Annotated in this window: 27 protein-coding genes and 2 pseudogenes; 16 read left to right on the top strand and 13 right to left on the bottom strand. The window is 58.3% G+C overall.

Annotated features, from left to right (window positions below):
* The first annotated feature begins 52 nt into the window (after positions 1-52).
* From IVA98_RS27720 to IVA98_RS37770, 11 genes are all read left to right on the top strand, one after another.
* Positions 53-439 carry a gamma-butyrobetaine hydroxylase family protein gene (locus IVA98_RS27720; RefSeq protein WP_247355872.1) on the top strand — a complete coding sequence of 129 codons (387 nt, stop codon included), beginning with the start codon at positions 53-55 and terminating at the stop codon, positions 437-439.
* 89 nt (positions 440-528) lie between these two features.
* Positions 529-897 (top strand): carboxymuconolactone decarboxylase family protein, encoded by a 369-nt coding sequence (locus IVA98_RS27715; RefSeq protein WP_247355870.1) that lies wholly within the window; start codon positions 529-531, stop codon positions 895-897.
* Between the two features lie 170 nt (positions 898-1,067).
* The gene (locus IVA98_RS27710; protein WP_247355869.1) at positions 1,068-1,640 is read left to right on the top strand and encodes a DUF3305 domain-containing protein; all 573 of its coding nucleotides are present in this window, start codon (positions 1,068-1,070) and stop codon (positions 1,638-1,640) included.
* Positions 1,633-2,364, top strand: a complete 732-nt coding sequence (locus tag IVA98_RS27705) for a DUF3306 domain-containing protein (protein WP_247355867.1) — start codon at positions 1,633-1,635, stop codon at positions 2,362-2,364. The genes IVA98_RS27710 and IVA98_RS27705 overlap by 8 nt, the downstream gene beginning before the upstream one ends.
* A 541-nt stretch (positions 2,365-2,905) precedes the next feature.
* The gene (locus tag IVA98_RS27700; protein WP_247355866.1) at positions 2,906-3,535 is read left to right on the top strand and encodes a TorD/DmsD family molecular chaperone; all 630 of its coding nucleotides are present in this window, start codon (positions 2,906-2,908) and stop codon (positions 3,533-3,535) included.
* A gap of 29 nt (positions 3,536-3,564) precedes the next feature.
* Entirely contained in the window at positions 3,565-3,765 is a 201-nt protein-coding gene (locus IVA98_RS27695; protein ID WP_247355865.1) for a twin-arginine translocation signal domain-containing protein, read from the top strand.
* A gap of 11 nt (positions 3,766-3,776) precedes the next feature.
* Entirely contained in the window at positions 3,777-6,695 is a 2,919-nt protein-coding gene (locus IVA98_RS27690; RefSeq protein ID WP_247355864.1) for a formate dehydrogenase subunit alpha, read from the top strand.
* Between the two features lie 12 nt (positions 6,696-6,707).
* The gene (gene fdh3B, locus IVA98_RS27685; RefSeq protein ID WP_247355863.1) at positions 6,708-7,304 is read left to right on the top strand and encodes a formate dehydrogenase FDH3 subunit beta; all 597 of its coding nucleotides are present in this window, start codon (positions 6,708-6,710) and stop codon (positions 7,302-7,304) included.
* A gap of 60 nt (positions 7,305-7,364) precedes the next feature.
* Positions 7,365-8,378 (top strand): formate dehydrogenase subunit gamma, encoded by a 1,014-nt coding sequence (locus IVA98_RS27680; protein ID WP_524536423.1) that lies wholly within the window; start codon positions 7,365-7,367, stop codon positions 8,376-8,378.
* Positions 8,379-8,657: 279 nt separating this feature from the next.
* Positions 8,658-9,050 (top strand): transposase, encoded by a 393-nt coding sequence (locus tag IVA98_RS37775; RefSeq protein WP_524536422.1) that lies wholly within the window; start codon positions 8,658-8,660, stop codon positions 9,048-9,050.
* Positions 8,995-9,795 (top strand): transposase, encoded by an 801-nt coding sequence (locus tag IVA98_RS37770; protein ID WP_524536421.1) that lies wholly within the window; start codon positions 8,995-8,997, stop codon positions 9,793-9,795. Before IVA98_RS37775 ends, IVA98_RS37770 begins: the two co-directional genes overlap by 56 nt.
* Positions 9,796-10,464: 669 nt before the next feature.
* Here the strand turns inward: IVA98_RS37770 and IVA98_RS27670 are convergent.
* On the bottom strand, positions 10,465-10,872 hold the full coding sequence (locus IVA98_RS27670; protein WP_247355862.1) for a c-type cytochrome: 408 nt from the start codon (positions 10,870-10,872) through the stop codon (positions 10,465-10,467).
* Between the two features lie 193 nt (positions 10,873-11,065).
* On the opposite strand from IVA98_RS27670, the gene IVA98_RS27665 reads away from it, so the two are divergent.
* The 4 genes from IVA98_RS27665 to IVA98_RS27650 all read left to right on the top strand — a co-directional run bounded on the left by IVA98_RS27665 (position 11,066) and on the right by IVA98_RS27650 (position 16,115).
* Positions 11,066-11,914: a LysR family transcriptional regulator gene (locus IVA98_RS27665; RefSeq protein ID WP_247355861.1), complete on the top strand. Its 849-nt coding sequence runs from the start codon at positions 11,066-11,068 to the stop codon at positions 11,912-11,914.
* 982 nt (positions 11,915-12,896) lie between these two features.
* Entirely contained in the window at positions 12,897-13,511 is a 615-nt protein-coding gene (gene folE / locus IVA98_RS27660; RefSeq protein WP_247355860.1) for a GTP cyclohydrolase I FolE, read from the top strand.
* A gap of 24 nt (positions 13,512-13,535) precedes the next feature.
* Positions 13,536-15,062, top strand: a complete 1,527-nt coding sequence (locus IVA98_RS27655; protein ID WP_247355859.1) for an FAD-dependent oxidoreductase — start codon at positions 13,536-13,538, stop codon at positions 15,060-15,062.
* A gap of 159 nt (positions 15,063-15,221) precedes the next feature.
* Positions 15,222-16,115: a patatin-like phospholipase family protein gene (locus tag IVA98_RS27650; protein ID WP_346657744.1), complete on the top strand. Its 894-nt coding sequence runs from the start codon at positions 15,222-15,224 to the stop codon at positions 16,113-16,115.
* 948 nt (positions 16,116-17,063) lie between these two features.
* Here IVA98_RS27650 and IVA98_RS27645 read toward each other — a convergent pair.
* From IVA98_RS27645 to IVA98_RS36870, 11 genes and pseudogenes are all read right to left on the bottom strand, one after another.
* Positions 17,064-17,708, bottom strand: a complete 645-nt coding sequence (locus tag IVA98_RS27645) for a TerC family protein (RefSeq protein WP_524536420.1) — start codon at positions 17,706-17,708, stop codon at positions 17,064-17,066.
* An 89-nt stretch (positions 17,709-17,797) separates the two neighbouring features.
* Positions 17,798-18,118, bottom strand: a complete 321-nt coding sequence (locus IVA98_RS27640) for a hypothetical protein (protein ID WP_247355857.1) — start codon at positions 18,116-18,118, stop codon at positions 17,798-17,800.
* A gap of 117 nt (positions 18,119-18,235) precedes the next feature.
* Entirely contained in the window at positions 18,236-18,787 is a 552-nt protein-coding gene (locus IVA98_RS27635) for a DUF488 domain-containing protein (RefSeq protein ID WP_247355856.1), read from the bottom strand.
* A gap of 33 nt (positions 18,788-18,820) precedes the next feature.
* Complete coding sequence (locus tag IVA98_RS37765; protein WP_524536419.1) at positions 18,821-19,126, bottom strand: GreA/GreB family elongation factor; 306 nt, start codon at positions 19,124-19,126, stop codon at positions 18,821-18,823.
* A gap of 260 nt (positions 19,127-19,386) precedes the next feature.
* Complete coding sequence (locus IVA98_RS27625) at positions 19,387-19,764, bottom strand: DUF488 domain-containing protein (protein WP_247355854.1); 378 nt, start codon at positions 19,762-19,764, stop codon at positions 19,387-19,389.
* Between the two features lie 22 nt (positions 19,765-19,786).
* Entirely contained in the window at positions 19,787-20,269 is a 483-nt protein-coding gene (locus tag IVA98_RS27620) for a hypothetical protein (RefSeq protein WP_247355853.1), read from the bottom strand.
* A gap of 473 nt (positions 20,270-20,742) precedes the next feature.
* Positions 20,743-21,255: a hypothetical protein gene (locus IVA98_RS27615; RefSeq protein WP_247355852.1), complete on the bottom strand. Its 513-nt coding sequence runs from the start codon at positions 21,253-21,255 to the stop codon at positions 20,743-20,745.
* A 650-nt stretch (positions 21,256-21,905) separates the two neighbouring features.
* Positions 21,906-22,589, bottom strand: a complete 684-nt coding sequence (locus tag IVA98_RS27610; RefSeq protein WP_247355851.1) for a hypothetical protein — start codon at positions 22,587-22,589, stop codon at positions 21,906-21,908.
* Positions 22,590-22,687: 98 nt separating this feature from the next.
* Positions 22,688-23,534, bottom strand: a pseudogene (locus IVA98_RS27605) (SDR family oxidoreductase).
* Positions 23,535-23,824: 290 nt separating this feature from the next.
* Entirely contained in the window at positions 23,825-24,160 is a 336-nt protein-coding gene (locus tag IVA98_RS37340) for a glycoside hydrolase family 15 protein (RefSeq protein WP_346657743.1), read from the bottom strand.
* Positions 24,069-24,464, bottom strand: a pseudogene (locus IVA98_RS36870) (glycoside hydrolase family 15 protein); the annotation flags it as partial. The gene IVA98_RS37340 and the pseudogene IVA98_RS36870, both read right to left, overlap by 92 nt.
* Between IVA98_RS36870 and IVA98_RS37335 the strand changes: the two are divergent.
* Positions 24,402-24,638 carry a hypothetical protein gene (locus IVA98_RS37335; RefSeq protein WP_346657742.1) on the top strand — a complete coding sequence of 79 codons (237 nt, stop codon included), beginning with the start codon at positions 24,402-24,404 and terminating at the stop codon, positions 24,636-24,638. The pseudogene IVA98_RS36870 and the gene IVA98_RS37335 overlap by 63 nt on opposite strands.
* On the opposite strand, the gene IVA98_RS36865 is transcribed toward IVA98_RS37335, so the two are convergent.
* Positions 24,623-24,967, bottom strand: coding sequence for a glycoside hydrolase family 15 protein (locus IVA98_RS36865; protein ID WP_253075106.1), 345 nt, complete (start codon positions 24,965-24,967; stop codon positions 24,623-24,625). The two genes, IVA98_RS37335 and IVA98_RS36865, sit on opposite strands and share 16 nt — an antisense overlap.
* Between the last annotated feature and the right edge of the window lie 17 nt (positions 24,968-24,984).

Raw genomic sequence — 24,984 nt, 5'->3', positions numbered from 1 at the left:
CCTTGCCTGCTACGAAAAGCTCGCCCGTCCTGACTGTTGCCGGAGCTGCGATATGAGCCAGACGATTACTGATCCGCCTAGACCCGTTGAAATACGCCTTGCGAAGGATCGGCGAACGTTAATTGTTGTGTTTGACGATGGTGCATCGTTCGAGCTTTCCGCCGAATTGTTGCGCGTGACAAGTCCCTCTGCCGAAGTCCAGGGTCATTCAGAGTCCGAGCGCAAGACGATCGGCGGCAAGCGAAACGTTGGAATTCTTTCAGTCGATCCGGTCGGCAACTATGCGATACGCCTTGGCTTCGACGACATGCACACGACGGGAATATTTGCTTGGACATTCTTGCATGAACTAGGGCGAGATGCCAGTCGGCTATTCCAGGCGTATCTGGATGACCTTGCGGCGAAGGGGCTCGACCGTGACACGCCGGGCGTCCGTTAGCTGTTCGGATGCGAGTCTCTAGCCCACCTTTGCAAATTTGCTTGTCCCACCCCATTTGGGGATAGTTCGCTCCGGAACAGGAGACAAACATGCCGGACATCGCATCTCAGTCGAGCACGCGGGAACTCGCACAAAGACGCAGGGACTTATCACCGAGCGCTGAAGTGGCGTTCCAAAATTTCAGCCAAACCGTTTTCGCGGACGGCGCACTGTCTGCCAAGGTCAAGCAGATCATCGCCGTCGCAGTGGCCCATGTCACGCAGTGCCCCTACTGTATCAAGGGCCATACGAAGGCGGCACTACGGCACGGCGCCTCGCAAGAAGAATTGATGGAGGCAATCTGGGTCGCCGCTGAAATGCGAGCGGGAGCGGCTTACGCCCACTCGGTTCTGGCAATCGAGGAAATGAAAGATGAAGAGGGCCGGGTCAAGAAACCTGGGACGGCAGCGGGTGTTTGAGGTGGCGCGCGGAGTTGGATCGTCGGAATGTCACCGATCGACCGCCGCTCTGCTCGCAACGAGATTCCAGCAAGATCCCATTGATTGACATTCCAAGGATGCGAACGTTGTAACCGAGAAATCGACGATGTCGTTCTCGTCTTGGTGGTCACGCTTGGAAAGGTGGCGATATGGAATCTCAGTATCCTGGTCGAGCCTCCGCTCCCGAATCTGGAAGCTGCCGCGTCAACGGGCTGCCGCCGCTCCTGCGGATCCCCGTCGGCATCGTTGTCGAACGATCCAAGGCAAATTCGCAGTGGAGCGAATATATCTGGGGCCCGATTGCCGTGCTTGGCGGCATCCCGGACGTAGATCCGTGGACGCAGCTTGGGAGCGCGGAGGAGACCGTCACCCTCTACGCCGGTGCGGCCGAGATGGAGCTTTACCGCACTGAAACGGAAAACTACCGCAATAATCTTGCCTCCTCGTCTCCCTCAGTATGGGTTGCGCTGCTCTCAACCGCCGGGGCCCCCCCGTATGAGATTGCCGTCGTCACGGCGGATCCCGCTGAGGGGGAGGCTTTGACAGAGCCGGGCCAGGGGATCGTGGAAGCCGTACCGATGCCCGGCTCGGTGCGAGATGCCATTGCTTCGTTTGTCGCCGAGCATCATGTGGAGCGGGTCTTCGTGAAACGCAAGCGCAATCGTCCGGATCCGGAAGCGCTGGCACGACCCGGGCCGCAACCCGGGAGCGGCGATGAGTAACGATCAGAATTTTCTGGCGCGGTGGTCGCGTCGCAAGCGGGGCGTGGCTACGGACCAGGGCAAGCAATCAAAACAGATCGATATCTCTGATGATGTGACGTCCGAAGCCGCGTCCGCCTCTGTTGCGTCGGGCGAAAACAGATTGCCATTCGATCCTGCGAGTGTGCCCGCAATTCAATCCATTGGTGTCGAATCCGATATCCGTCCGTTTCTCGAAGCGAAGGTGCCTGACGACATGGCACGTGCGGCGCTTCGTCGCGTGTGGACATTAGAACCTACGATCCGCGACTTCGTGGGCCTGTCGGAGAACTCGGAGGACTTCAACGCACCTGGCGCGATGGCTGGCTTCGGACCAATCGACGGGAAGGACGCGCGACGGCTTTTGTCTCGGCTCTTGAAAGAACCCGATACCGATATCGTTTCGGTGCATCCACCTGTCACCTCGGCGTCGACGGATGATTTGCCGGAGTCGGCAGACGTATCCAGTCCGGCCGGGCGTCACGCAACCAATGCGGAAGCGTTGGCATCCGTTTCGCCCAAAGCTCGGGTGTCGGACTTCGAAAAGATCGATGTCTCGAACGAATCGGCTCGTCCCGGCAGAGACGTTGCTCCCCAAGCGGAGCTGCCACCATCAGAAGGTCTTTCGCAAATCTCGCGCCGAGGTCATGGCGGCGCTTTGCCGCAGCTGCGGAAGAAGCGGACGGACACACTCGACAGCGAGTGAACCCGCACTCCCCGAGCGAGCGGCAATAGTCGCCAGGCCGCGATCGCAAGCCGCGCATCTGAGAGCTTCAGCGGATCCGGATCAAGAGCTCACGAGCATCTTCAGCGTCTTCGATAGTTCGCCGGCACTCCCCTGCCGGGCAACGCGCGTGAACAGCCGCAGGCTCTAGCATTGGAGCTCGGTTCTTCTCTAACAACAAGGAAACTGTACTCAATTCTCAATAAAATTCGATTGTCCGATGTGTTTCTTGATGAGACGCTCGTCGGCGTCGAATTGCTACGCATGCCAAGCATGCAAGATGCTTTGCAGAGCCAGCTGCAGGACAGGCGCACTGCGCATTTGATGAGAGGCTAACGAGATGGTCGTACATGCCCACTCCGGCGCACCGACGAAGGAAAATGAAAGCGATGATCCGAGGCGTCGGGGAGGTGTGGGAGCCGTTGGTGGTGCTCTCGCACCCTCAGAGCTGATCGTGGCGCCTCATTCTCCCACACCGAATTCATCTCATGCTCGGAAGCGTCCGTTGTCGGTTGAGTCCGTGATGGATCTAGCAGGCGAGATATTGTGGCCCGAAACGGGTAGCGAACAACCCGCCAAGATCGACGACGTCGATGCGAGCCGCGCTCAAGAATATCTACTCCTCGCCACGTTGCTGAGCCATCCGCCGGACGAACCCATGCTCGCCCGGATTTCCAGCCTCAGCGGTGATACCACCTCGCTTGGCCTCGCGCATCTCGCGCTTGCGCAGGCGGCGAGCAACGCAAGTGCGGAGCGGATCGCGCGCGAATACTTCGCTCTCTTCATCGGCGTTGGACGCGGTGAACTGCTCCCCTATGGCTCATACTATCTCACAGGTTTTCTCAACGAGCGTCCGCTGGCTCGGCTGCGCGAGGATCTCCGTGCGTACGGTGTCGAACGCGCCGAAGGACAGACGGAGCCGGAAGACCACGCTGCCACGCTTTGCGAGATCATGGCCGGGATGGTCAGCTATCAATTCCCGGTAACCGATAGAATGCAACAGCAATTCTTCGAGAAGCATCTCGGCCCCTGGATCGGTCGCTTTTTCGCTGATTTGGAGCGCGCCGAGGCAGCTGAGTTCTACCGTCATTTGGGTGCGCTCGGTCGGCTCTTCATGGAGACTGAGGCAGAAGCGTTCACGCTGCTCGCGTGATCGGAAGTGCGAATAAGGAGGACGTGGTGATGCGGACGATTGACAAAATTTCGCTCGGACGTCGTCGATTCCTTCGTGCGCTTGGCGCCGGAGTTGCGGTCGCCGCCGCGCCGCCACTTGCTCTAGAGGCGAAGGCCGATAGCGAGAGCAACGATGAGAAACGGAAGTCGCGCTACAAGAACAGCGATCACGTGAAGGCCTATTACCGCGTCAACCGATATCCGGGCTAAGGGAGGCGACCGTGCTGATCAAGAGAACCGAACGCGAAAAGCGCCGCGCCTCGCTCGCCGGCTTCGCCCGTGGCTCGAACAAGCATCTGGATCGTCGCACATTCTTGCGCCGCTCGGGCCTAGCCGCTACTGGTCTCGCTGCCTTGGGCGCCTTGCCGCTCACGAGCGTGCGCGAAGCGAAAGCCGGTCCGCCGGCCGCACCGGGCGCTGCGGTCACCATCCACAAGAACATCTGTACGCATTGCGCCGTTGGCTGCACGGTTACTGCGGAAGTATCCAACGGCGTATGGATCGGCCAGGAGCCGAGTTGGGACAGCCCGATCAACAGAGGTTCGCATTGCGCCAAAGGCGCTTCGGTCCGTGAGTTGGTGCACAGCGAGCGCCGGCTGAAGTACCCGATGAAACTCGTCAATGGTGAGTGGACTCGCATCAAATGGGATCAGGCCATTGATGAGATCGGCAACAAGATGCTGGAAATTCGTCGAAAATCCGGGCCGGAATCACTCTACTGGATGGGCTCGGCGAAATTCTCCAACGAAGGCGCGTATCTCTTCCGAAAGATCGCCGCGTTCTGGGGCACCAACAACAACGACCATCAAGCGCGTATCTGTCATTCGACCACCGTCACCGGTGTAGCCAACACCTGGGGCTACGGAGCGATGACCAACAGCTTCAATGACATCCGCAACACCAAGACCATGATTTTCATGGGCTGCAATCCAGCGGAGGCACACCCGGTCTCGCTGCAGCACATGCTTGAAGGCAAGGAGCTCAACAGGGCGAACTTCATCGTCATCGATCCTCGGCTGACGCGCACCGCCGCTCATGCGAACGAGTATGTCCGCATTCGTCCCGGCACCGATATTCCCGTTTTGATGGGAATGATGTGGCACATCTTCAAGAACGGCTGGGAAGACAAGGAATTCATCAAACAGCGTGTCCACGGTTTCGAAGATGCACGCAAGGAAATTGAAAAGTGGAATCCGGAAGAAGTCGAACGCGTCAGCGGGGTGCCCGGCGCGCAGCTCGAGCGCGTTGCAAAATTGTTTGCGACCGAAAAGCCGTCGACCCTGCTCTGGTCCATGGGCCAGACTCATCACACAGTCGGTACCGCGAACGTTCGCGCCAGCTGCATGTTATTGTTGGCCACCGGTAACGTCGGCAAGCCGGGGACCGGCGCCAACATTATCCGCGGCCATGACAATGTGCAGGGCGCGACCGACATTGGTGTCGATACCGTAACGACGCCGTTTTATTACGGTCTCAGCGAAGGCGCATGGAAACATTGGAGCCGTGTCTGGGAGGTCGACTACGACTATTTGGTATCCCGCTTCGATTCAAAAAAGATGATGGAGACTGCGGGCATTCCCCTGACGCGCTGGTTTGATGCCGTCCTTCTGCCCAGGGATCAGGTTGATCAGAAGGACAACGTGCGAGGCATGTTCGTGCAAGGACACGCGAGCAACAGCATCACGCGTATCCCAGAATCAATGAAGGCGTTGCCGCAGCTCGATCTACTGGTCGTCGCCGATCCGCACCCCACCACCTGGGCTTCGCTCGCCGTGGGGGCGGGGCGCAAGGATAACATGTACCTGCTGCCGATTTGCACCCAGTTCGAAACCTCCGGCTCGCGCGTTGCGTCCAATCGCTCGCTGCAGTGGGGTGAACCGATCGTCAAACCCAGCTTCGAGTCCAAGGACGATTACCAGGTTCTGTATCTAACAGCGAAGAAGCTCGGCTTCGCCGACCAAATGTTCAAGAACATCAAGGTCGAAGGCGACCGTCCGGTCCCCGAGGACGTCCTGCGCGAAATGAATCGGGGAAGCTGGAGCACGGGCTACACCGGCCAATCGCCGGAGCGGCTGAAGGCGCACATGAGGAACCAGCACAAGTTCGATCTGGTGACGCTGCGCGCGCCCAAGGACGATCCGGAGGTCGGCGGCGACTTCTACGGTCTGCCCTGGCCATGTTGGGGCACGCCGGAGCTCAGGCATCCCGGCTCCCCCATCCTCTACAACAGCGACGCTGCCGTCATGGACGGCGGAAATGGATTCCGTGCGCGTTTTGGAGTGGAGCGCAACGGCCAGACGCTGCTTGCCGAAGGTTCATATCTGCCGGGTTCGGAGATTAAGGACGGCTATCCGGAATTCACGATGGGTGTTTTCAGGAAATTGGGCTGGGACAAGGATCTTACGGCCGCGGAACTGGCGACCATCGAAAAAGTCGCAGGCAACCCCGGCAATATTGACTCGGTGTCATGGTCGACTGATCTTTCTGGCGGCATCCAGCGCGTCGCGATCAAGCACGGTTGCTCGCCTTACGGCAACGCCAAGGCACGGACGGTCGCCTGGAATTTGCCGGATCCGATCCCGGTGCACCGCGAGCCGATTTATTCGCCGCGCGTCGATTTGATCGCGCAATATCCGACGTTGCCTGACGCGAAGCAGTTCAGACTGCCGAATATCGGCTTCTCGGTACAAAAGAGCGCGGTCGACAGAGGCATTGCCAAGGCGTTCCCGTTGATCGTTTCGTCAGGTCGCCTGGTCGAGTACGAAGGCGGCGGCGAGGAGACCCGCTCCAACAGGTGGCTCGCCGAGTTGCAGCAGGACATGTTTATCGAGATCAGTCCCGCGGATGCGGCCGAACGGGGAATCAAGGATGGGGGTTGGGTCTGGGTCACGGGAGCCGAGAACAGCGCCAAGGCGAAGATGAGAGCGCTGGTGACCGAGCGTGTCGGCAAAGGCGTGACCTGGATGCCCTTCCATTTTGGTGGCTGGTTCGCCGGCGAGGATCTGCGATCGAGATACCCGCAGGGCTCCGATCCGATCGTGCTCGGCGAAAGCGCCAACACGATAATGACCTACGGCTATGACCCCGCAACCGGCATGCAGGAGCCCAAGGTCAGTTTGTGTCAGATCAGTGCGGCCTAAGGAGGCGATGCCATGGCTCGTATGAAATTCCTCTGCGACGCCGACCGTTGCATCGAGTGCAACGCCTGCGTGACCGCTTGCAAGAACGAGCACGATGTTCCGTGGGGCATTAACCGCCGGCGCGTCGTAACCATCAACGACGGCAAACCGGGCGAGAGGTCCGTCTCGATGGCCTGCATGCATTGCACGGATGCGCCATGCCAGGCGGTATGCCCGGTGAACTGCTTTGTCACCACTGCAGATGGCGTCGTCTTGCATTCCAAGGACCTCTGCATCGGCTGTGGCTATTGCTTCTACGCCTGTCCGTTCGGCGCGCCGCAATATCCTCGCGTCGGCAACTTCGGTTCGCGCGGAAAGATGGACAAGTGCACCTACTGCGCCGGAGGCCCTGAAGCGGATGGCTCGAAGGAAGAGTATGCGAAGTACGGCGCCAATCGGCTGGCCGAAGGCAAACTGCCGCTGTGCGCGGAGATGTGCTCGACAAAATCGCTGCTCGCCGGTGATGGCGAGATCATCGCGCAGATCTACAAGGAACGCGTGATGAAACGCGGTTACGGCTCTGGCGCCTGGGGCTGGAAGACCGCGTATCGCGAGACCGTCGCATCTTGATCCTAGGGCGGCGGTCACGACTTGGTTGCGTTCGAGACGAGCCTCACAGGAGGATATGAGATGATGGTTGTTGCCACCAAATTCCGCGTCATCGTTGGAGCGCTGGCAATCCTCCTAATGGCTTTCGGCGCGCAGTCCGCGAGCGCACAGCAACCAACGTCGGTCAACCCTCAGGCGAACGCAGTGAAGGAAGGTCAACTATTTCAAGAGCAGAATCGTATCTCTGGTCGCTGTACCATACCTGATCAGAAGGCCTGCACGATCGAGCAGCCTGCCGGTAGAGATTGGCGCCATTTCCACGAGGTGACGCTGCGCTGGATCGGGAGCCTCGTCATCATCGGTATTCTGGCCGTACTCGTTGGCTTCTATCTCTGGCGCGGCATGGTGAAGATCGAGAGTGGACGATCGGGCCGTACTGTCGTGCGGTTCAATGGCTTCGAACGGTTCGTGCACTGGATGACGGCCACCTGTTTCATTATTCTCGCCCTTTCGGGGCTCAACGTAACCTTCGGCAAGCCGCTACTGTTGCCTCTCATCGGCCCGGAGTCGTTTACAGCCTGGTCGCAATCGGCAAAGTATGCCCATAACTATCTAAGCTTTCCATTCACGATCGGTGTATTCTTGATATTTCTCATGTGGATCGCGGGAAATATCCCCAATCGGGTCGATGTGGAATGGCTGAAGAGGGGCGGCGGCATCGTCGGTCATGATCACCCGCCGGCCTACCGGTTCAACGCTGGTCAGAAGATGATCTATTGGATCGTCGTTCTCGGTGGCACCGCTGTGGCTGCTAGTGGCTATGTCTTGATGTTCCCATTCTATGGGACCGACGTCGCCAGCATGCAGATCGCTCAGATTGCTCATGCCATCGTCGCCGTGTTGTTCGTGGCTGCTATGATTGGGCACATCTATATCGGTACAGTGGGTATGGAAGGTGCGTTCGAGGCGATGGGAAGTGGCACCGTCGATGTCAATTGGGCCAAGGAACATCACAATCTGTGGCTTGAAGAAGAGCGGGCGCGAACCGGACCGAACGAGAGGCAGCGGCAGTCGGCCACCACTCCGGCGGAATAGCCGCGAGAAGAACGTTGCGGTCCCCTAGGTCCTAGCGCAACGCCGTCGAATACTGCGGCCGTCGACTACTCGGTTGAAAAGCCGCGAAGAGATCGAGGGCGACGAGCCTCTAGAAGGAGCAAGGGACCATGACCGTGACGAAGATTAGGACGGATGTCTCTGCCGTCAAACAGCTTTGGCGTCGGATAAGAAGTTCCTCAATCCACTGATCCAGGCCGTTGTGCAGGAGATGCTGGGAGCCCATGTTTGAGCCCTATCAGCCGTCGGAGAAGGCGCTGGTTGCGGCTTTGGCCGAGCTGTACGTGCAGGGCGCCTCGACCCGGAAGGAAGCAGGTCATCGAAGACCCGGTCGGCCAAGCCTTCTCGGCGTCTGCGATCAGCGCGATCAACAAGCGGCTGGATGCCTCTGAAAGCCTCCTGCGAACGCAAGCTGAGAGCCGTTTCCCCTATCTGATCCTACACGCCCGTTACGAGCGGATCCGGGAAGATGGGATCATTGCCAGCCACGCGGTGCTGATCGCGATCGGCATCGACTGGGAGGCCGGTCCAAGTGCTCGCGGTCGACCTCGCCAACCGGAGAGCCGATCGAGCTGGAAAGAGTTTTTGGAAGGGCTCAATGCTCGTGGCCTGCATGACGTCGAGTTCGCCGTGTCCGAAAGGCTATACGCTTAAAGAATGCAGTCCCGACGTTCTCACCGGTGTGTTCTGGCAGCGCGGTTATGTTCACTTCCTGCGCAATGCGCTCGATTATGTGCGGCGCAAGGTCGACGACGATTGCCTGCTCGAGTTGCGCTGGATGTACGATCGGCGCGACCTCTCGGAGGTGCGGCGCGTCTGGCGGCCTGGCTCGCCAAATGGAGTGGCAAATACCCCAAGCTCACCGCGGACCTACGTGGTGCGGATCTTGCCCAATGCCCAGAGCTGCTTGCGGCCAGTGCGCGCCTTGGCCGCCGAGCGCCACGAGGCCTGCTTCGAGGAACATCGCTACCTAAACATGGATCTACTCAAGGAATACAAGAAAGGAGGCATTACGCCAGGCGGCCTGCTCAGGCCACCAAGGGGATGCGCGCCACCCTTCCGCCGCAGTCGCTCACCCGCTGCGCTTCTGGGTGAGGCGAGCGACGGCGGCTCCGAGGAGACAGCTCAACCAGGCTCCATGATCGATTTTGCTGAACTTGACGCCCAGAACTGCCCTCGGTCATTTCTTCGGAGTGACGCCCTCTTTACGATCGTTGGGGCGGGGCTGCATTCCGGGCGGCGAATCCCCCTGGGGGCTCGATGCCGGCGTACCGCCGGACGTCGTATCAATAGGCCCGGGATGACCTTGTGGCTGAGGTTGGGTGGGCGCAGCTGTAGTCGGGTTACTGGCGGCCGAGTTGGCGGCCGGATTATTGGTAGGATCAGAATTGGAAGATGAAGTCTGTGCAAGCGCGACATCCCCAATAAGCGCAGTGCCTACCACCAGTATTGCTGTTCCGCGCATATCTTTTCCTTCCTCTCGCCTTGTTATGATAACCGTTGCGACAGCCTCACGTTCCTCGTCTCGTGGCTCTTCGGGTGTACTGGCTTGACCAATGCCTCAACGCCCTTTGTCGATTTGCTGAACTGTGGAGGCCAGCATGCCGTCGATCAAGCGGAAGCCGGCGATGCCGCGGTTCAGCCATCAGACGCTCTTTCATTTCGACCCCGAAACGTTCAAGGGTGCGAGATCGAAATGGTGGTGAGACAACTTGACAATAACTTTCCCACGCGTGGGCGCGACGAGGCCACCCACATGCCACCTTGAGCGTCGCCAATGGTCTCACGAGAGACATATGTTGCTCGCGGCACTGCTGGGTCGTCTCCGGCGGCTCGTTTACTCGCAAGGCCGCCGCTAAGCGTTTCGTTCACCGCCTCCTCGTTGGCGAGTAAACTTAGTTCGGTTCGGTGGAATCCGGAATTTTGAAGCTCGCCGATTGCCTCCTGAAGATCGTTCCCAGTCGTGAACACGCTGACGCTTCGCGGAACGTGTCTGGCTGCTGATCCATGGCTGGTTCTTTCCGTTAAGGACCGGCAAAAATGGCGAGACCCTTCCCACGCGGATCGATCATCGGCTAACCTGCTTGCCATCTGCTTCGAATTGCTTCAGGTATGCGATGACGTCTGATATTTCCTGACTTTTCTTCAGGCCAGAGAAGATCATCTTTGTGCCAGGCACGACCTTGGTCGGCGCGCGAAGATAAGCGGCTAACGTCCGCTCGTCCCACACCAAGCCTGAGTTCTTATTCGCCGATGAATAGCTATAGTTTGGGTATTGCCCAGCTGGCCGGCCAACGACTCCATTCAGCACTGGCGCTATTCCATTTTGAGCGTTAGGGCCAATCTGATGACAGGCCATGCATTTCCTAAAGACCAATGCACCGGCGTCCGGGCTGCCCACAGAGGGGATCACAGGATCCTGGCCTTGCGCTGACCCGGCCGCGATAAACATTAGCGTAAGCACCAGCGTCGACATTGGGTTCAACTTCTTCGTCCTCGGCAGTCCCGACGGCTAACCTTTACTGCGCGCATTGGTGACGAGGGAAAGTTTGACGTTACCGGCTAGTCAGCCCACGCCGCTCGTTCATGAGCGCTACCCTCCCATTGAGCAGTGGAGCAGACAAATGAATTTCATTGACATTTGTCCTCATTGATTATGCTATGAAACCATGGACATCGAGCTCGCCAGAACTTTTATAGAGATCGTCTCCACGGGGAGCTTCATCAAAGCCGCCGACCGTTTGCATGTCGCACAAACCACGGTTAGTGCACGCGTGCGCCTTCTTGAGCAGCAGCTCGGACGCCCCCTTTTCGTTCGCAATAAGGCAGGCGCAAGCCTCACTCCGGCCGGTGAACAGTTCCTCCGCTACGCTCCGACGTTCGTGCAATTGTGGCAGCGCGCAAAACAGCAGGTCGCGGTACCTGAAGGACACCGCGCAGTTTTGACGGTTGGAAGCGAGGTCAGCTTGTGGCAGCCGCTTCTGCTTGAGTGGGTCAGGAAGATGCGGCGCTCACACCCGGACATTGCACTTCGCGTGCACGTTGACGTTCCTCAAGATCTAATCACGCACGTAGCGGCCGGACTGGTGGATATCGCGATCATGTACGCGCCGCAGCATCGACCTGGTCTGGAGATCGACCTGTTAATCGAGGAAGAGCTCGTACTGGTAACAACCGACCCCGAAACATATCGCGCAGATGATCCCGGATATGTTCATGTTGAATGGGGACCGGATTTTTCGCTTCATCACGCGGTAAGTTTTCCGGATACGACCCCCAGCATGGTGGCCAACCTGGGTCCTCTGGCCCTTGACTATGTTCTGCGGGAGGGTGGTTCCGGCTACTTCCGAATGCATGCGGTTCAGCCTCATCTAGCAACAGGGAAACTCCATCTGGTCCCTGGTGCGCCTCACTTCTCTTTCCCGGTCTATGCCACGCACTCGACGAACGTGGATGCTGCTACATTGGGTGCGGCGCTCACCGTGTTGCGCGCGGTCGCAAAATTGGAAGCAAAATAGCCGACGCTTGCCTTTATAGTTATCCTCAACTCGAGATGATCAAAGACCTCATTTCTGTTGCGCAGTCGAAGAGATTCGCATTGTGATACCACAACTAGCGCATCCGCCGTTCGGCGATGGGTGCGGCTCTCAGCCAATATCGTTCTCAAGGTCGCGCCTGCGCATTGCGATGTGGTTCGTCTTGCCGCTTTGGATCTCGAATGCGGCTCATCCTGGTCGGCGCGATATTCTCGCGATCAAGCCGTAATCAGAGGGCGATTGTAAGTCGAGGCCGCCGGCGAGCACCGGAAGCGGTTACCGCGATCAGCAATTCGTCGCGGTTTCTGCTGTCACGGTGACGCTATCAGCTGGTCACGTCCAGGGATCGATCATCGTCAGACCGGCAGGCATTGCTCGCACTCGAGTCGCGCGGCATCACGGCGAACCATGCGCGGCCGCGTCGCGGCGAGATAGCCCTCGGGTCTGGGAAAGCCTCTTCTGCGCGCGCCTTGACGGCGAGTTTGGCATTGCGCGGCGGTATCGAAGGGCAGAATGCGGACGGCGACTAGGTCCAGCAAGCCGTCGAGCGCAGCTGCCAGCCTGTCCTTACACCGCGCCACACAGAACGCATCTGTAAGAGATCTTGGTGTACTTCCGCGACAATTGCCAAACATGCAGCATGAACGTTGTCCTCAAATGACAGGCTAATTCGTTTGTCTGGAGTGATCATTCGGCTCACGATGGGCAGAGTCTAACGCCAGTTGAAGTTTTGATGAGGTCCAAAGGTGTTTCGCGGCCGGAGCTCTCTCGCTCGACAGCAGCGGTCCGAAAGCAAGAGTGAGAGGATCGGCTTATCGATTGCCGGCATCTTGCGAGATGACCTCATCATTCTGCACCGCTCGTCAGTCTACGTAAGTTCGGGAACCTTTGTGCTCACGGACCATCCAATGGGCTCCACCATGTGAGCCAAGGCCTCGCTTCGACTGCCTTAGAGGGAATGGCGATGAATCCAAAGGTGCATATTCTGGACCGAGGAGTGCCGCAACCGGAGACCCAAAGGCCAAGTCGATCGGAAGTCGAGGCAGCGGTACGGACCATCATCCGATGGACCGGCGAAGATCCCGACCGAGACGGCCTGGTCGAAACGCCGGCTCGCGTGACCCGTTCGTTGGAGGAATTCTTCTCGGGCTATGGCCAGGATCCGGCCGAAATTCTGGAGAAGACCTTCGAAGAGATCGATGGGTACGACGAGATGATCGTGCTGCGGGACATTCGCTTCGAAAGTCATTGCGAGCACCACATTGCGCCGATCATCGGCCGGGCCTGGGTGGCCTATATCCCGGATGGGCGCGTGGTCGGGATCTCCAAGCTCGCCCGCGTAATCGACGTATATGCCAAGCGCCTGCAGATTCAGGAGAGGATGACGGCGCAAATCGCCAACATCATAAACGATGTGCTTAAGCCGCGGGGCGTTGGCGTAATTATCAAGGCAACGCATCACTGCATGACCGCCCGCGGCGTGCACAAGCCCGGCACCGATCTGGTCACCAGCCGGATGTTGGGCTGCTTCCGCGACAGCACCCTGACACGCCGGGAGTTTCTCGGCATGGCCGTTTGATGGCGGCCTTTGAAGGAGCGAAACATGGTGGAAGAAAGAGCTAAGCCAAGTGGGCCAGACCTTACGCAAGGCATCGCGCTGAGCATGTTCACGAGCGAGACCCTGCTCGGTCATGTAGGCGATCAGGATGTTTTGCTAGTGCGTTCCGGTCCGGAGGTATTTGCCGTCGACGCCCATTGCAGTCACTATCACGGACCCTTGGCCGAAGGGCTCGTGGTCGGCGAGAGCGTCCGCTGCCCCTGGCACCATGCCTGTTTCGATTTGCGGACCGGCGAAGCAACCCGCGCGCCGGCACTCACCCCGCTCTTGGTCTGGCAAGTCGATTACGAGGGAGATCGCATCTTCGTTCGGAGACAGCGCGAACAGCCGAAGGCGCGTGGTGACGTACGCATTGATACACCGGACCGGATCGTGATCGTCGGCGGCGGCGCGGCCGGTTTCGCTGCAGCGGAGATGTTGAGGCGGCAGGAGTTTCGCGGCAGCATTGTCATGCTGAGCAACGATACCGTGTCGCCAGTCGATCGGCCGAACCTGTCAAAGGAATATCTCGCTGGCAGCGCGCCGGAGGATTGGCTGCCGTTGGGGCCAGGCAGCTTCTACGCTGAAGCCGGTATCGATCTGCGGCTCAATAGAGAGGTCCTCTCGATCGATACCAAGGCACGCAACGTCGTTATCGCAGGTGACGACGATATTCCTTTCGACCGTTTACTGCTGGCGACAGGTGCGGAGCCGGTGAAGCTGCCGATTCCGGGAGCTGACCAACCGCACGTCCACACGCTGCGATCGCTTGCGGATTGCCGGGGGATCATTGAGTCTCTGAACGCCACAAGCCGCGCAATCGTGATCGGTGCCAGCTTCATCGGCCTTGAGGTCGCGGCGGCATTGTGTGCAAGAGATGTCGAGGTCCACGTCGTCGCGCCGGAGCAACGGCCGATGGAGCGCGTGCTTGGACCCGATATGGCGGAGTTCATACGCGCGCTGCACGAAGCGAAGGGCGTTATCTTCCATCTAGGTGATACCGTGGCCGAGATAGATGGCAAACGCGCGATCCTGAAAAGCGGTGGCGTGTTGGAGGCCGACGTTGTGGTCGTCGGCGTCGGCGTGCGTCCGCGACTCGATCTAGCTGAACGGGCTCGTCTTTCGCTGGAGCGCGGAGTTAGGGTGAACGCCTATCTTGAAACCAGCGTCGCCGGGATCTATGCGGCGGGTGATATTGCGCGCTGGCCAGATCCGCATTCAGGCGAAAATATTCGGGTTGAGCATTGGGTAGTGGCGGAGCGTCAAGGGCAAACCGCCGCTCGGAACATGCTAGGACAGCGTGAGGCATTTGACGCGGTGCCGTTTTTTTGGAGTACGCATTACGACGTAAGGATCAACTACGTCGGACACGCCGAGACGTGGGATGAGATTGCCCTCGACGGTAGCATCGCTGCAAGGGACTGCCTACTGAGATACAAAAGCAAAGGCCGCGTGCTTGCGGTCGCTTCGATCTACCGCGACCTTGCCAGCCTACAGGCCGAACTAGCGATGGAGCGAAACGAGATGCGCTGACACCGCCTGGCTGTTACCACCGCCATGTCCCCTGCGCCTCTTCAAGCCGTTACAAGGCCATTCAGCTTAGAGAGCGTCGCGCAAAGATGTTTCTAATCCGGGGCTTTGCGGCCGCGCAATGCCGCAGTTGAACCCTTTCCGACCCTAGGAGCCAGCTTCGTGCCCAGCCACGAGCGATCAAGGACCGCATTTGTGTTCGCAGGTGGGGGCAGCTTGGGTGCCATTCACGTCGGCATGCTGCACTCGCTGACGAGTCGTGGCATTGCCGCCGACATGGTCGTTGGCTCAAGCGTCGGCGCGCTAAATGGCGCCTATTATGCGGGTAATCCAACGGTCGAAGGGATTCAACGACTGGATACGATCTGGCGTGGATTGCGCCGGAGCGATGTATTTCCGCTGACGTGGCGGACCATAATGGGTTTTCTGTATCGGAGGGACTTCCTTGTTTCGTCGGATGCGCTGCGCCAGCTCGTCGACAACAATCTCGGCTACCGCAATCTTGAGGATGCAAAGCTCCCGCTGCACATCGTTGCGACCGACATCTTGACGGGGCGGACCGTCGTGATGTCGGACGGTCCAGCAGCGCCAGCCATCATCGCGAGCGCCGCCATTCCGGCGGCTTTTGAGCCAGTGTACTTCAACGACCTCTATCTTGCAGATGGGGCAATATCGAGTAACACCCCGGTCACCGTAGCGGTTGCGAGTGGCGCGAGGCGCCTGATCGTTCTTCCTACCGGCTACGCCTGCGCTCTGGAGCAACCGCCAGCCGGGGCCGTCGCAAATGCCTTGCATGCACTGACCTTGCTGATCGGGCGTCAGCTAATGACCGAGTTACAGGGCCTCGATCATAGCATTGACTATTTTGTGGTGCCGCCGCTTTGTCCGCTGACCGAAACGCCGTACGATTTCTCGAAGACCAGCGAGCTGATCGAACGGGCCGCGATGAGCACCGAAACTTGGCTTTCCGAAGGAGGTCTCGACCGTCCCCGCGTTCATGCCCAATTGAGCACGCACAAGCATGAGCACAGTTACAGGCAGACGCACCAGCATTAGGTCACCGAGTGCCGCTGCTCGAGAAAGCTCACCCGAGTCGCACTCCCCGCCGTCGCGGTTCCACCCGGAGCGATCAGGGACTGGCTCAGTTCTTCTGTTCGACGCCACCGAAGCGGCGTTTCCGCAGGATCCGCCACCCAAAAGGCGCTGACGTTTGACTTCTCTTGTCATGGCGGCGCGACTAGGTAGCGGGACGAGAATTGGCGGAGGATGGCATGTGATGTACTCGTTGCTGAGATCTCAACCGTGCTGCGCCGATTCTGCCGCTCCCATTGCTCTGGCCGGTTCGACGGTGGCGGCTGCAGGTCCCTGCTGCATGTACCCTCATCCGCGACGGCGATTGCCGGGGTGGCCTCTGTTTCGGACTATGCCTGATGGCCATGCGCCGGGTAGCAGCTCCGATTGTCCGTCTGCGCAAGCACGTAGAAAACGAGCTGAGTTAATGGGGTGACGTTAAGATGCGACATGGAAGGGCGGATTCCGTCCACAGTTCTCAGAATTTATCGAGAGGCACTACGACTAAGGTGACAGGGCGATTGATTGCCGCCGCGCGCCGTCTAATGGGAATAAGTCGGGAGGATTTTGCCGGTGTTGCTGGAATCCCGGTCGAAAGGATAGCCCTGATGGAGGCGAGCGGCAGCGCATGGCTCAATTCAGAAAGCGATGCCGAAGCTGTGACCCGCGCTTTCGAAAGGTTTGGGGTCGTTGTTATCGAGGAGGATGCCAGTATGGGGCCGGCGTCCGAAATTCACTCGCCAGGACGTGAAACAGATAAGTCGGCTGGAAAGCGAAGGTGGTATCATGCGCTCAGACGACGCGCCATGACAATTCAGATGAATAATCTGAGCTGCGGAGCTGTGATCCCAGCAGAAGATCCGATGTCGGCGCATGGCTCAGCTCACGCCGCGCGAGCGGTTCGAGAGTTTTCTGGCGTCAACAGCGTCATGATTAACTTATCAACGGCAACACTTCGCTCATCCCGCGCCAGATCATATCGACAGCGACATACAGGATGACGAGTAATCCCACATACGCGATCCATCGATGCCTGTGCAGGAGCCGGCTATATAACCCGCCGCAATGCCCATCAGGGCAACTGATAGACAAAGTCCAATGATCAGAATGGTGAGATGCTCTCGAGCGGCGCCTGCAACAGCCAGCACGTTCGAGAGACATTGATACGTCGGCAACAATGATCTGACTTGCAGCCTGAGCAAAGGACTTGCGCGGAATACGACCGGCAATTGTCCGGTCATCGTTGACGTCCATATTGCTCATTGTTTCGATTGCGTCTTCCTGCCTTTCAGCGGTGAGCCGCAATTCTCGGAACGTCTTCCAGCTCACCCAGAGCAAAAAAATGCCGCCCGCAAGCACGAGTCCTCCGACCTGAAGCAATTGAGAGGTTGCTGCAGCCAGTGTTATGCGCAGGATTGTCGCCGCGATTATACCGACTAGCACAGCTTTCGTGCGTTGCTGCAGCGGCAATTCCGCCGCGACCAATCCGATGACTATGGCGTTGTCACTGGCCAAGACCAAGTCGATCACAACGATTTGAATAAGTGCCATGACCTCGTTTGAAATGAAGTGGAGCATGGCCTGGACTTCTGACTTCCGAATGAGGAAGGCGCGATCAGGTCTGTCTGAACTAATTTATTTGTCACAACGATCGAGTATGAGAATGATCAGAGCCAGAGCACTCGTTGAGGCCCGCTCAACATTCCAGCCGCAAATCCGATGAACGCAAACGCGCCCGAAGCATCCCACATGGTAATGCCGGGGCCCTGACGATCGGACGACAAGCGCCAGGCGGCCAATGCGACGATGGCTGAGACCGCAATCGCGATTACACTCATTGATTCCAGGAGAAGAGGTGCTCGAGTCACAAGCAAAAGGCCGCCAAGTGGGATCGCGGCTGCGAGCAAAAGAACCGCCGGGACAAGATACTGGAGTTTGGTCTGGAGGACCGTTGCGATTGTAGGCCTGCCATTCTGCTTGGTAGACATGATGCCTCCGCAACGCTCTCGTTGCCGATGATGCCCAGATCGAAGAGAAGCGTTAGGAGAGAGCGTAGGCGTGATGCCTAACTCAGACAAAGGAATTCAATCGACGCTTTGCTGCAACTATATTGTTCTTGGAAAAGGCGAAGCAGGATAGTGCAGCGTGCCGTCTGGCAGTAGGACAGCGCCTCGCGTCAGAGATGCTTGCACGACCTGATTGTTCGCCAAAATGTGGAATACTGTCTCGCCCTCCGTGATGAGATAGTCGGCAATGATCCTTCGATGGCACCGCCACCAGACTGCCTCAGCACACATTATTGCAGATGTGGTGCAATGTCCAAGTTTGCGCAGCTTGGCGAGGCCGCACCGAAATTCGTCGCTCATGGCATAGTCCGCAAAATTGTGAAAGCTACGGTTTTTCCAAAATGAATTTACGGTCGCCGCAACGTCTCGTCTCTTGCCGCGGAGGCCCCCGAGGCCGGGGATATGTTCATAGCCGATATCCAGTTCGGACAGCGCGCGAGCAAGGCGCGCGGCATTGTACTGCGGGTTGGAAAGGGAACGTGGAACGCTTCGAACATCGACGACGAGCCTGACCTCTTGCGGTCTCAACAGGCTCACGAACTCGTGGAGGGAGCGCGTCGAGTGCCCGATCGTGAAAATCCGATGCCCCATACTCAATATCTTCGGTTCCGATTACTGCAGTTTTCATAGCGCGCCGTTGCCAACCCTCTTCGCTTGCACTTCAAGAACCGCGAGGCTGCGCTCCTTTCCATGCTCGGTCCATCGGATCGACTGTCCCGGCCCAAGACCAATCAGCGCAATTCCAACTGGACTTAGCACTGAAATGCAGTGGCTGTCTTGAGCCTCCTCAGGGAGGACAAGCCGCGCTTTGCGAACTCGTGCATCTCGATGGTTTACGAATTTTACGTCACAGTCGAGCCTGACGATCGAATTCGGAGCGATATCGTCTGGCGCAACATCCGCTGCTCGATCTCCTCGTGAAGAAAGCAAGCAACTTCTGTCGTCGGCGCGAAGCCAATCAACGCGAACAAGCGCTCCCGGTCCGAACCCGTCAATAGGATGGAGGGCCGTTGCTTAACGCGATCTCGCTGGGAGTCGTCATGATTGTTGCACCACCGCGTTTTTCAAACATCTTCCGAACCCAAGAAGGTGACGAACTCCACTTACACAAAAGTCATCCGATAGATGACGTTCGTCCAGCGAAGATGTGGTCGGCCACCGTAGTAGGAACGCGACCGAGGACGAGACGCTCATGGGATGCTTCGGCCGAGCAAGATCTCCCTCAGAACGACCGCATCGTTATGAGCTCTATCATGCGCTGCAAAGACGAGTGTAATCCGTCTTCCTTGGGCGAGCGCGCGCAGTTCGCCGAGCCGATCGCGGTGCTGACGTAGCTCCAAAGAGTAACGGCGTCGAAACTCGTGCCATCGAGCGGGGTCGTGCCCGAACCACCTCCGCAGGGCAGTGCTCGGTGCGATGTCCTTGGCCCAAAGATCAATTGCAGCATCTCCTTTACTGATACCCCGGGGCCAAAGTCGGTCGATCAGTATTCGAGTGCCGTCACCGGGAAGAGCGGCATCGTATGCCCGCTTCAACTTGATGCTTTGCGCAGCAATCGTCCTTTCCATCGATCCGCCTCCCGTATCTCGATTAATCTGTTTCCATCCCGCGCGATGATGGTGCAACAGTTGCGTTCTGTGCGGCTTGGCTGACTACCTCGATGGGAGCGCCGGAGTTCTTGATCTCCCGCTGCATGCTGTTTCCCGAAATGGCGATTGACATAAATAGGATTCCCGCGACGACCCAAAACGTCAATCTGCCGCTACTGTCGTTCGCCCAGGGCGGGGTAGGGCGGCGACGAGCATGTGACGGCAGGAGATCGATCAGACGAACCGCTATTATGCTGGCCTCCGACGGGGACCATTGCGCGCTATCCGACTTCCAAATCGTGGCAGCAAGGCTGTTTGTTGCCTGAGCTCTAGAAAGCTGGGACAGACGGGACGCCTCCTGCCAGGGATCGACGTTCTGACGCGCGAGTAGGGACACGACGCTCAATGTCATGTCATCGGTCTCGCAAACCGAAGCGAACAAGAAAGCGTCATACTGGGGTTCGCGGCGAGATAGTTCAGTCATACTACGCTCCCACTTTTCGAGAAAAGTACTCCAATTGGCGAAGGGCGCGCCGTCGCGGCGTTATAGGGGGGGTCTGGTATCGTGCGCGCCATCAGCAGCGCCTGACAAATGAGACTTGCGACAATTCATATTCATAGGATTGTCTGCCTCCGTTGAGCCTTAGGTGCTGGAGCATCCCTCCTTGTTCGCTCGGGGAGGTCGAGCGAGCTTGCTTAGCGAGTAATCTTGGGTGGATCGCTTGCTGGAAATGTACCCTCCAGCTCCTCACCAATTGGCGATCGATTTCTCTTTTTTCTCGCTGTGTGAGGGAGTGTTTTGCAGTCATCACGAAATCCCCCTCGTCTTCATGCATGCGGTTGCACGATTTGGTGTATCTTTTCGGCGTCGATCGTTCGATCCATTGCTTGAAGCGATTGTCTTTGCAAATCCACGCGGAAGAATCGGGCGAACTATGAGGGCGGAACTTGATCGAGCTAGGTGACCAACGTTTCGAGTTGCTCGACTTGTTTGCGATGTAGCAACAGCAAATACATAAGCTTCGCATTGAGTTTTGAATCGAAGATGTTCAGGATGGCATCCTCGAGCATGTCGGCCAACTTAATCTGATTGTGACTTGCAAAAGCAATCCGTCGTCGGAGGCTGCAATCGGTGCTCGGAAGAGCGATTGTCGTGTTGCGACGAAGGATGTTAGCTCCTCCTCTGGCGACGAGTTCCTTTTTGAGGAGGACGCAAATTGCCCCCTGACCCAATTCGGCTTCAAAGGCAATGTCTGCGAGATGCGAATCTGCCGCGCGCCCGATCGCCGCATATGCAGTGATGCCGATGCGTTCACTATCAAGAAGCAGCTTGAGAAAACTCATTATCTCCTCTTTGGACCAATAGCCAAAACATCCGGGGTCGGCGTCGTTCATCTTGCGAGGAGTTGGCGCGAATTGTTGGATCGTGTCGTCTGAGTGCGCTTGTTGGGGTAACCAAGATTTTGACATGATTTCGTTTCCCTGCGAGAACGAGGTGAAGATCTGCAGCCTTTTGACCCTTTGGATTGTCTATTTCATCGCCTGCCGTGCGCAACTACGCGTCATTCGCTTAATTTCTACAAGCGAAAGTTATTGTCATTTTGCATCAAGAATGTTGGTGGCTTTGGAGGAGCTATAATACCGCAATTCGCGCTATGTCATGCCGCCTGACACTCGTTGAATGTTCATCCGACAATGAGAAGTCAGGGCGTTTGATTTGTTGGCAGCAGCTCCGATGAGGGCTCACGTGGGATGAAACGGGGACAAAAAGCAAAACAAAGCCTGGCTATAAAACCATGATCGTCGCTGCAGAAAGTGACAAAATGGACTTCTCGATTAGGCAAACCACGCCGCCTCCGCCGGGCGGACGCGCAACGCACGCACGCTAAGCGGATCGGCGGTATTGCTAAATCGTAATCGGTAAGGCGACCACCCGGCTTGCAGCAGACCTGCTCGAACCGAGATTGTAAGCGATGCGTTTCGGGCATCGTCGTACCAACGAGCGAAGTCTGCAAGCAGAACGTCTAATGTCCTCGGACGCTCTCAGTTCTCATCGCAACAAGGGAGGATCACGGCGACGAGCGGCATTTCACTCCTACGCTCGTCGCCTGTGTCGAAGGTCAGGAGAATTTCTCGGCAAACTGCTTTGCTAAAGCGTCGGCAGTAGCATCGGCGATCTGATAGATGTGGGTTTTCATTTCTTCCCAAGTTCGAGCCTCAGCATCGTACTTGTGATCCTTCAACTGTTGGATCTGCTGGATGTGATGACCACCGTGCGCCAAAAGAAGATTGTACACTGCGTCTTTCGGTAAATATGGATTTGCTTTGCTCAGGAAGGTGGCAATCTCCTCGGCGTTCGACGTGAGGGTCTGAGTTGCCGTGCCTTGCTTGGGAGCGTCGCTTGCGACGGTCGCCACAAGATAGGCCTTTACGGCACTATAATGCCCCGCGAGGAGCTTGAAGAAGGCGTCCTTGGCCCCCGCTCCGTAAAATGGTTCAATGCTTGCGGCTATGGACTTGGCGTTGGCCACAGCTTGTTGCTCGGCAGTTTTTGCGACATCGTCCTGCTTCTCGATCGTGGCGAGTGAGACCGCTCTTACCCAGAAGATATGCCCGACCCAGAGATCTCGCAGCACCGCTGCGGTCTCGAGCGTTTTATCAGTTCGAGCCCTTCTTTTCGCGCGGTGAGAATGTCTGCTTGCCGCGAATGCGCTTCCGGAGAGTGGCACGAGGGCTGCGATGGCGGCACCGACGGCTAAAAGCTCGCGACGATCGGTGACCGGTCGTACTACGTTCCGTGACATGGAAGCCTCCTTGGGCGATTCTGTACCGCTTTGCTCATTTGTTTGAAGGCTTGTATTTCATCAGAGATGGGATCTCGCAAACGAATTTCATTGTCATTTCAATGCATGATCAGTGCAGTTCTGATGCAAAATGACGTCGCTGAAGCCCTTCGGCCATTACAATGGCAGAACTGGGTGTCGTGTTCGGAATGCGACCGCAAACGTTGACGTGCTGAGTAAGGCAGCGGGTGCAAAATCGAGATCCGCATTGCACGAAAGGCCGCATAAGGCTCGCTGACTAGGCAGCTTAACGATCGGCACTGAGGCGCGACGGGCCGATCGGTGGCTAGACCCACCTCTTTGCGAGCACGGCCGCTTAGCCGGCTGCCTAACCGCCGGTCGCAAACCCTGGGAACAGCATCATGCCACCGTCGATGAACAGGGGCGCGCCCGTGACGTAGTCGGCCGCATCGGAGACAAGCCAAGCAACTGCTGGGCAACACTTCGGGCTCGCCTATGCGCTTGTAGGGCACAAGCGTCATCAGGTTTTCGTAGACCTCTTTGGTCTCCCAAGCGGGCCGACTGATGGGCGTCCGAATGATGCCCGGCGCCACGCCCTTGACGCGGATGGCGAGCGGAGCCACTTCCTGCGCGACGCTTCGCATCATTTGCATGACGCCGCCTTGCGATGCCGCATAGTTCGCGTGGCTTGCCCAGGGTATCTCCTGGTGGACGGAGCTCATGCAAACCAGCTTGCCGGCGGCAGCCGAGATATCCTTCACGGCACCGCGTCTTCTGAACTCGCGGACGGATTCCCGGGCACAGAGGAACTGGCCGGTGAGATTGACGCTGAATCCTATTCCACTGCTCGATGGTCATGTCGTGAAAGGGTTCGTCGCGCTGCAATCCAGCGTTGTTCACCACGATGTGCAGCGTCCCGAAATGATCAATCGCCCGAGCGAACATCGAGCGGACATCCTCCTCGTTGCCGACGTCCGCATTAATCGCGTCGCTTTCCGGCCACCGGCCTCGATTTCATGGACGACCTTATCAGGCGCGGCGGGATCCACGACGTAATGACGACAACATGCGCGCCCGAAGCGGCCAGTCCGAGCGCGACCGCGCCGCCGATCCGGAGTTTGCGCCCGTCACCAGCGCAGGCTGGCCCTCCAGCACAACCGGAAAGCGTACGTGTGGGCGCGAGCGCTCGCCAGGACCGACTGGAGCGGTCGCGGCGGTCGAGTTCACTACCATCGCTACCTTCTGAGCGGAGCCCGCCCTTCCTTGCCCTTATTCGGAAAGGCCTTTTTGCCGCCGCGGTGCTCCGACGGCTTTTCGCAGTGCGTGAGGTTGTGGGCGGTGTTGAACAGCGCGATGTGGGAGAAGGCCTGCGGAAAGTTGCCGACCAGGCGCCGCCGCGAGGTGTCGTACTCCTCGGAGAGCAGGCCGACGTCGTTGCGGAGCGCAAGAAGCCGCTTGAACAGCGTCTTGGCATCTGCGTCACGGCCGATTAGATGATACGCATCTGCCCAGCCAGAAACTGCAAGCCAAGAACATGACTTCGCCGGGCGGGAGACCGTCCTTCGTCGCACCCGTATCGTACCGCCGCACCAAGCCGTCCGCGAGCAGCTTGCGTTCTATCGCGTAGATGGTCGCGATCACGCGCGGATCCTCGGGCGGCAAGAAGCCGACGGCCGGTACCAGCAGCAGGCTCGCATCGAGCTGCGGTTCGCGGTAGACCTCGACGAACGTCTGGCGCCCTTCATCGTAGCCGTGCCGGCATACGTCTTCGTGGATCGCGGCGCGCTGCGGCCTCCCACTCCTGAGCGGCCCATGCATGTCGAATTCGGCGGCCGATTTGATCGCCCGATCGAAGGCGACCCACGCCATGATCTTCGAAAAGGTGAAGTGCTTTGCTCCGCCCCGAACCTCCCAGAGGCCTTCATCCGGCTCTCTTCAGATACGCTTGAGATGGTCGAGCAAGGCGCATTGGATCGCCCAGGCCCGCTTGTTCTCGCGGAGTCCGCCGCGGCGAGCCTGGTACAAGGCGTCCATCAGACATCGAGCTGAAGCTGAGTTTGCGCCACGTTTCCGATCCGGACTGGTTTCGAGTTTTCATTGCCCGACGGCCACGGGATCTCCCATTCGGTCAGGCGGCGCTCGCCGGTGACCACGTACATGATCTGAAGTTGCTTGGGACTTCCCGCGACAGCCCAGACGAGCCAATCCCGCCAGGCGCGCGCCTCGTCGTAGTAATCAGCTCCCCCGAGAGCCAAGAGCGTCAGCGTGCCGGTCGCGAACCCGGCAGAAGCGGTAATCCCGGTTTCTAGGCCCCCGATCTGCTCCGAGAGGGGCTTCGTCGCCGCGGCAACGATGCCGCCGCTCGGCCCGAACGTCAGCGCCTTCAGCGTGATGA

The sequence above is a fragment of the Bradyrhizobium sp. 160 genome (assembly GCF_023073735.1).
Classification (GTDB): Bacteria; Pseudomonadota; Alphaproteobacteria; order Rhizobiales; family Xanthobacteraceae; genus Bradyrhizobium.
This window is presented reverse-complemented; position numbering and strand designations above follow the sequence as displayed.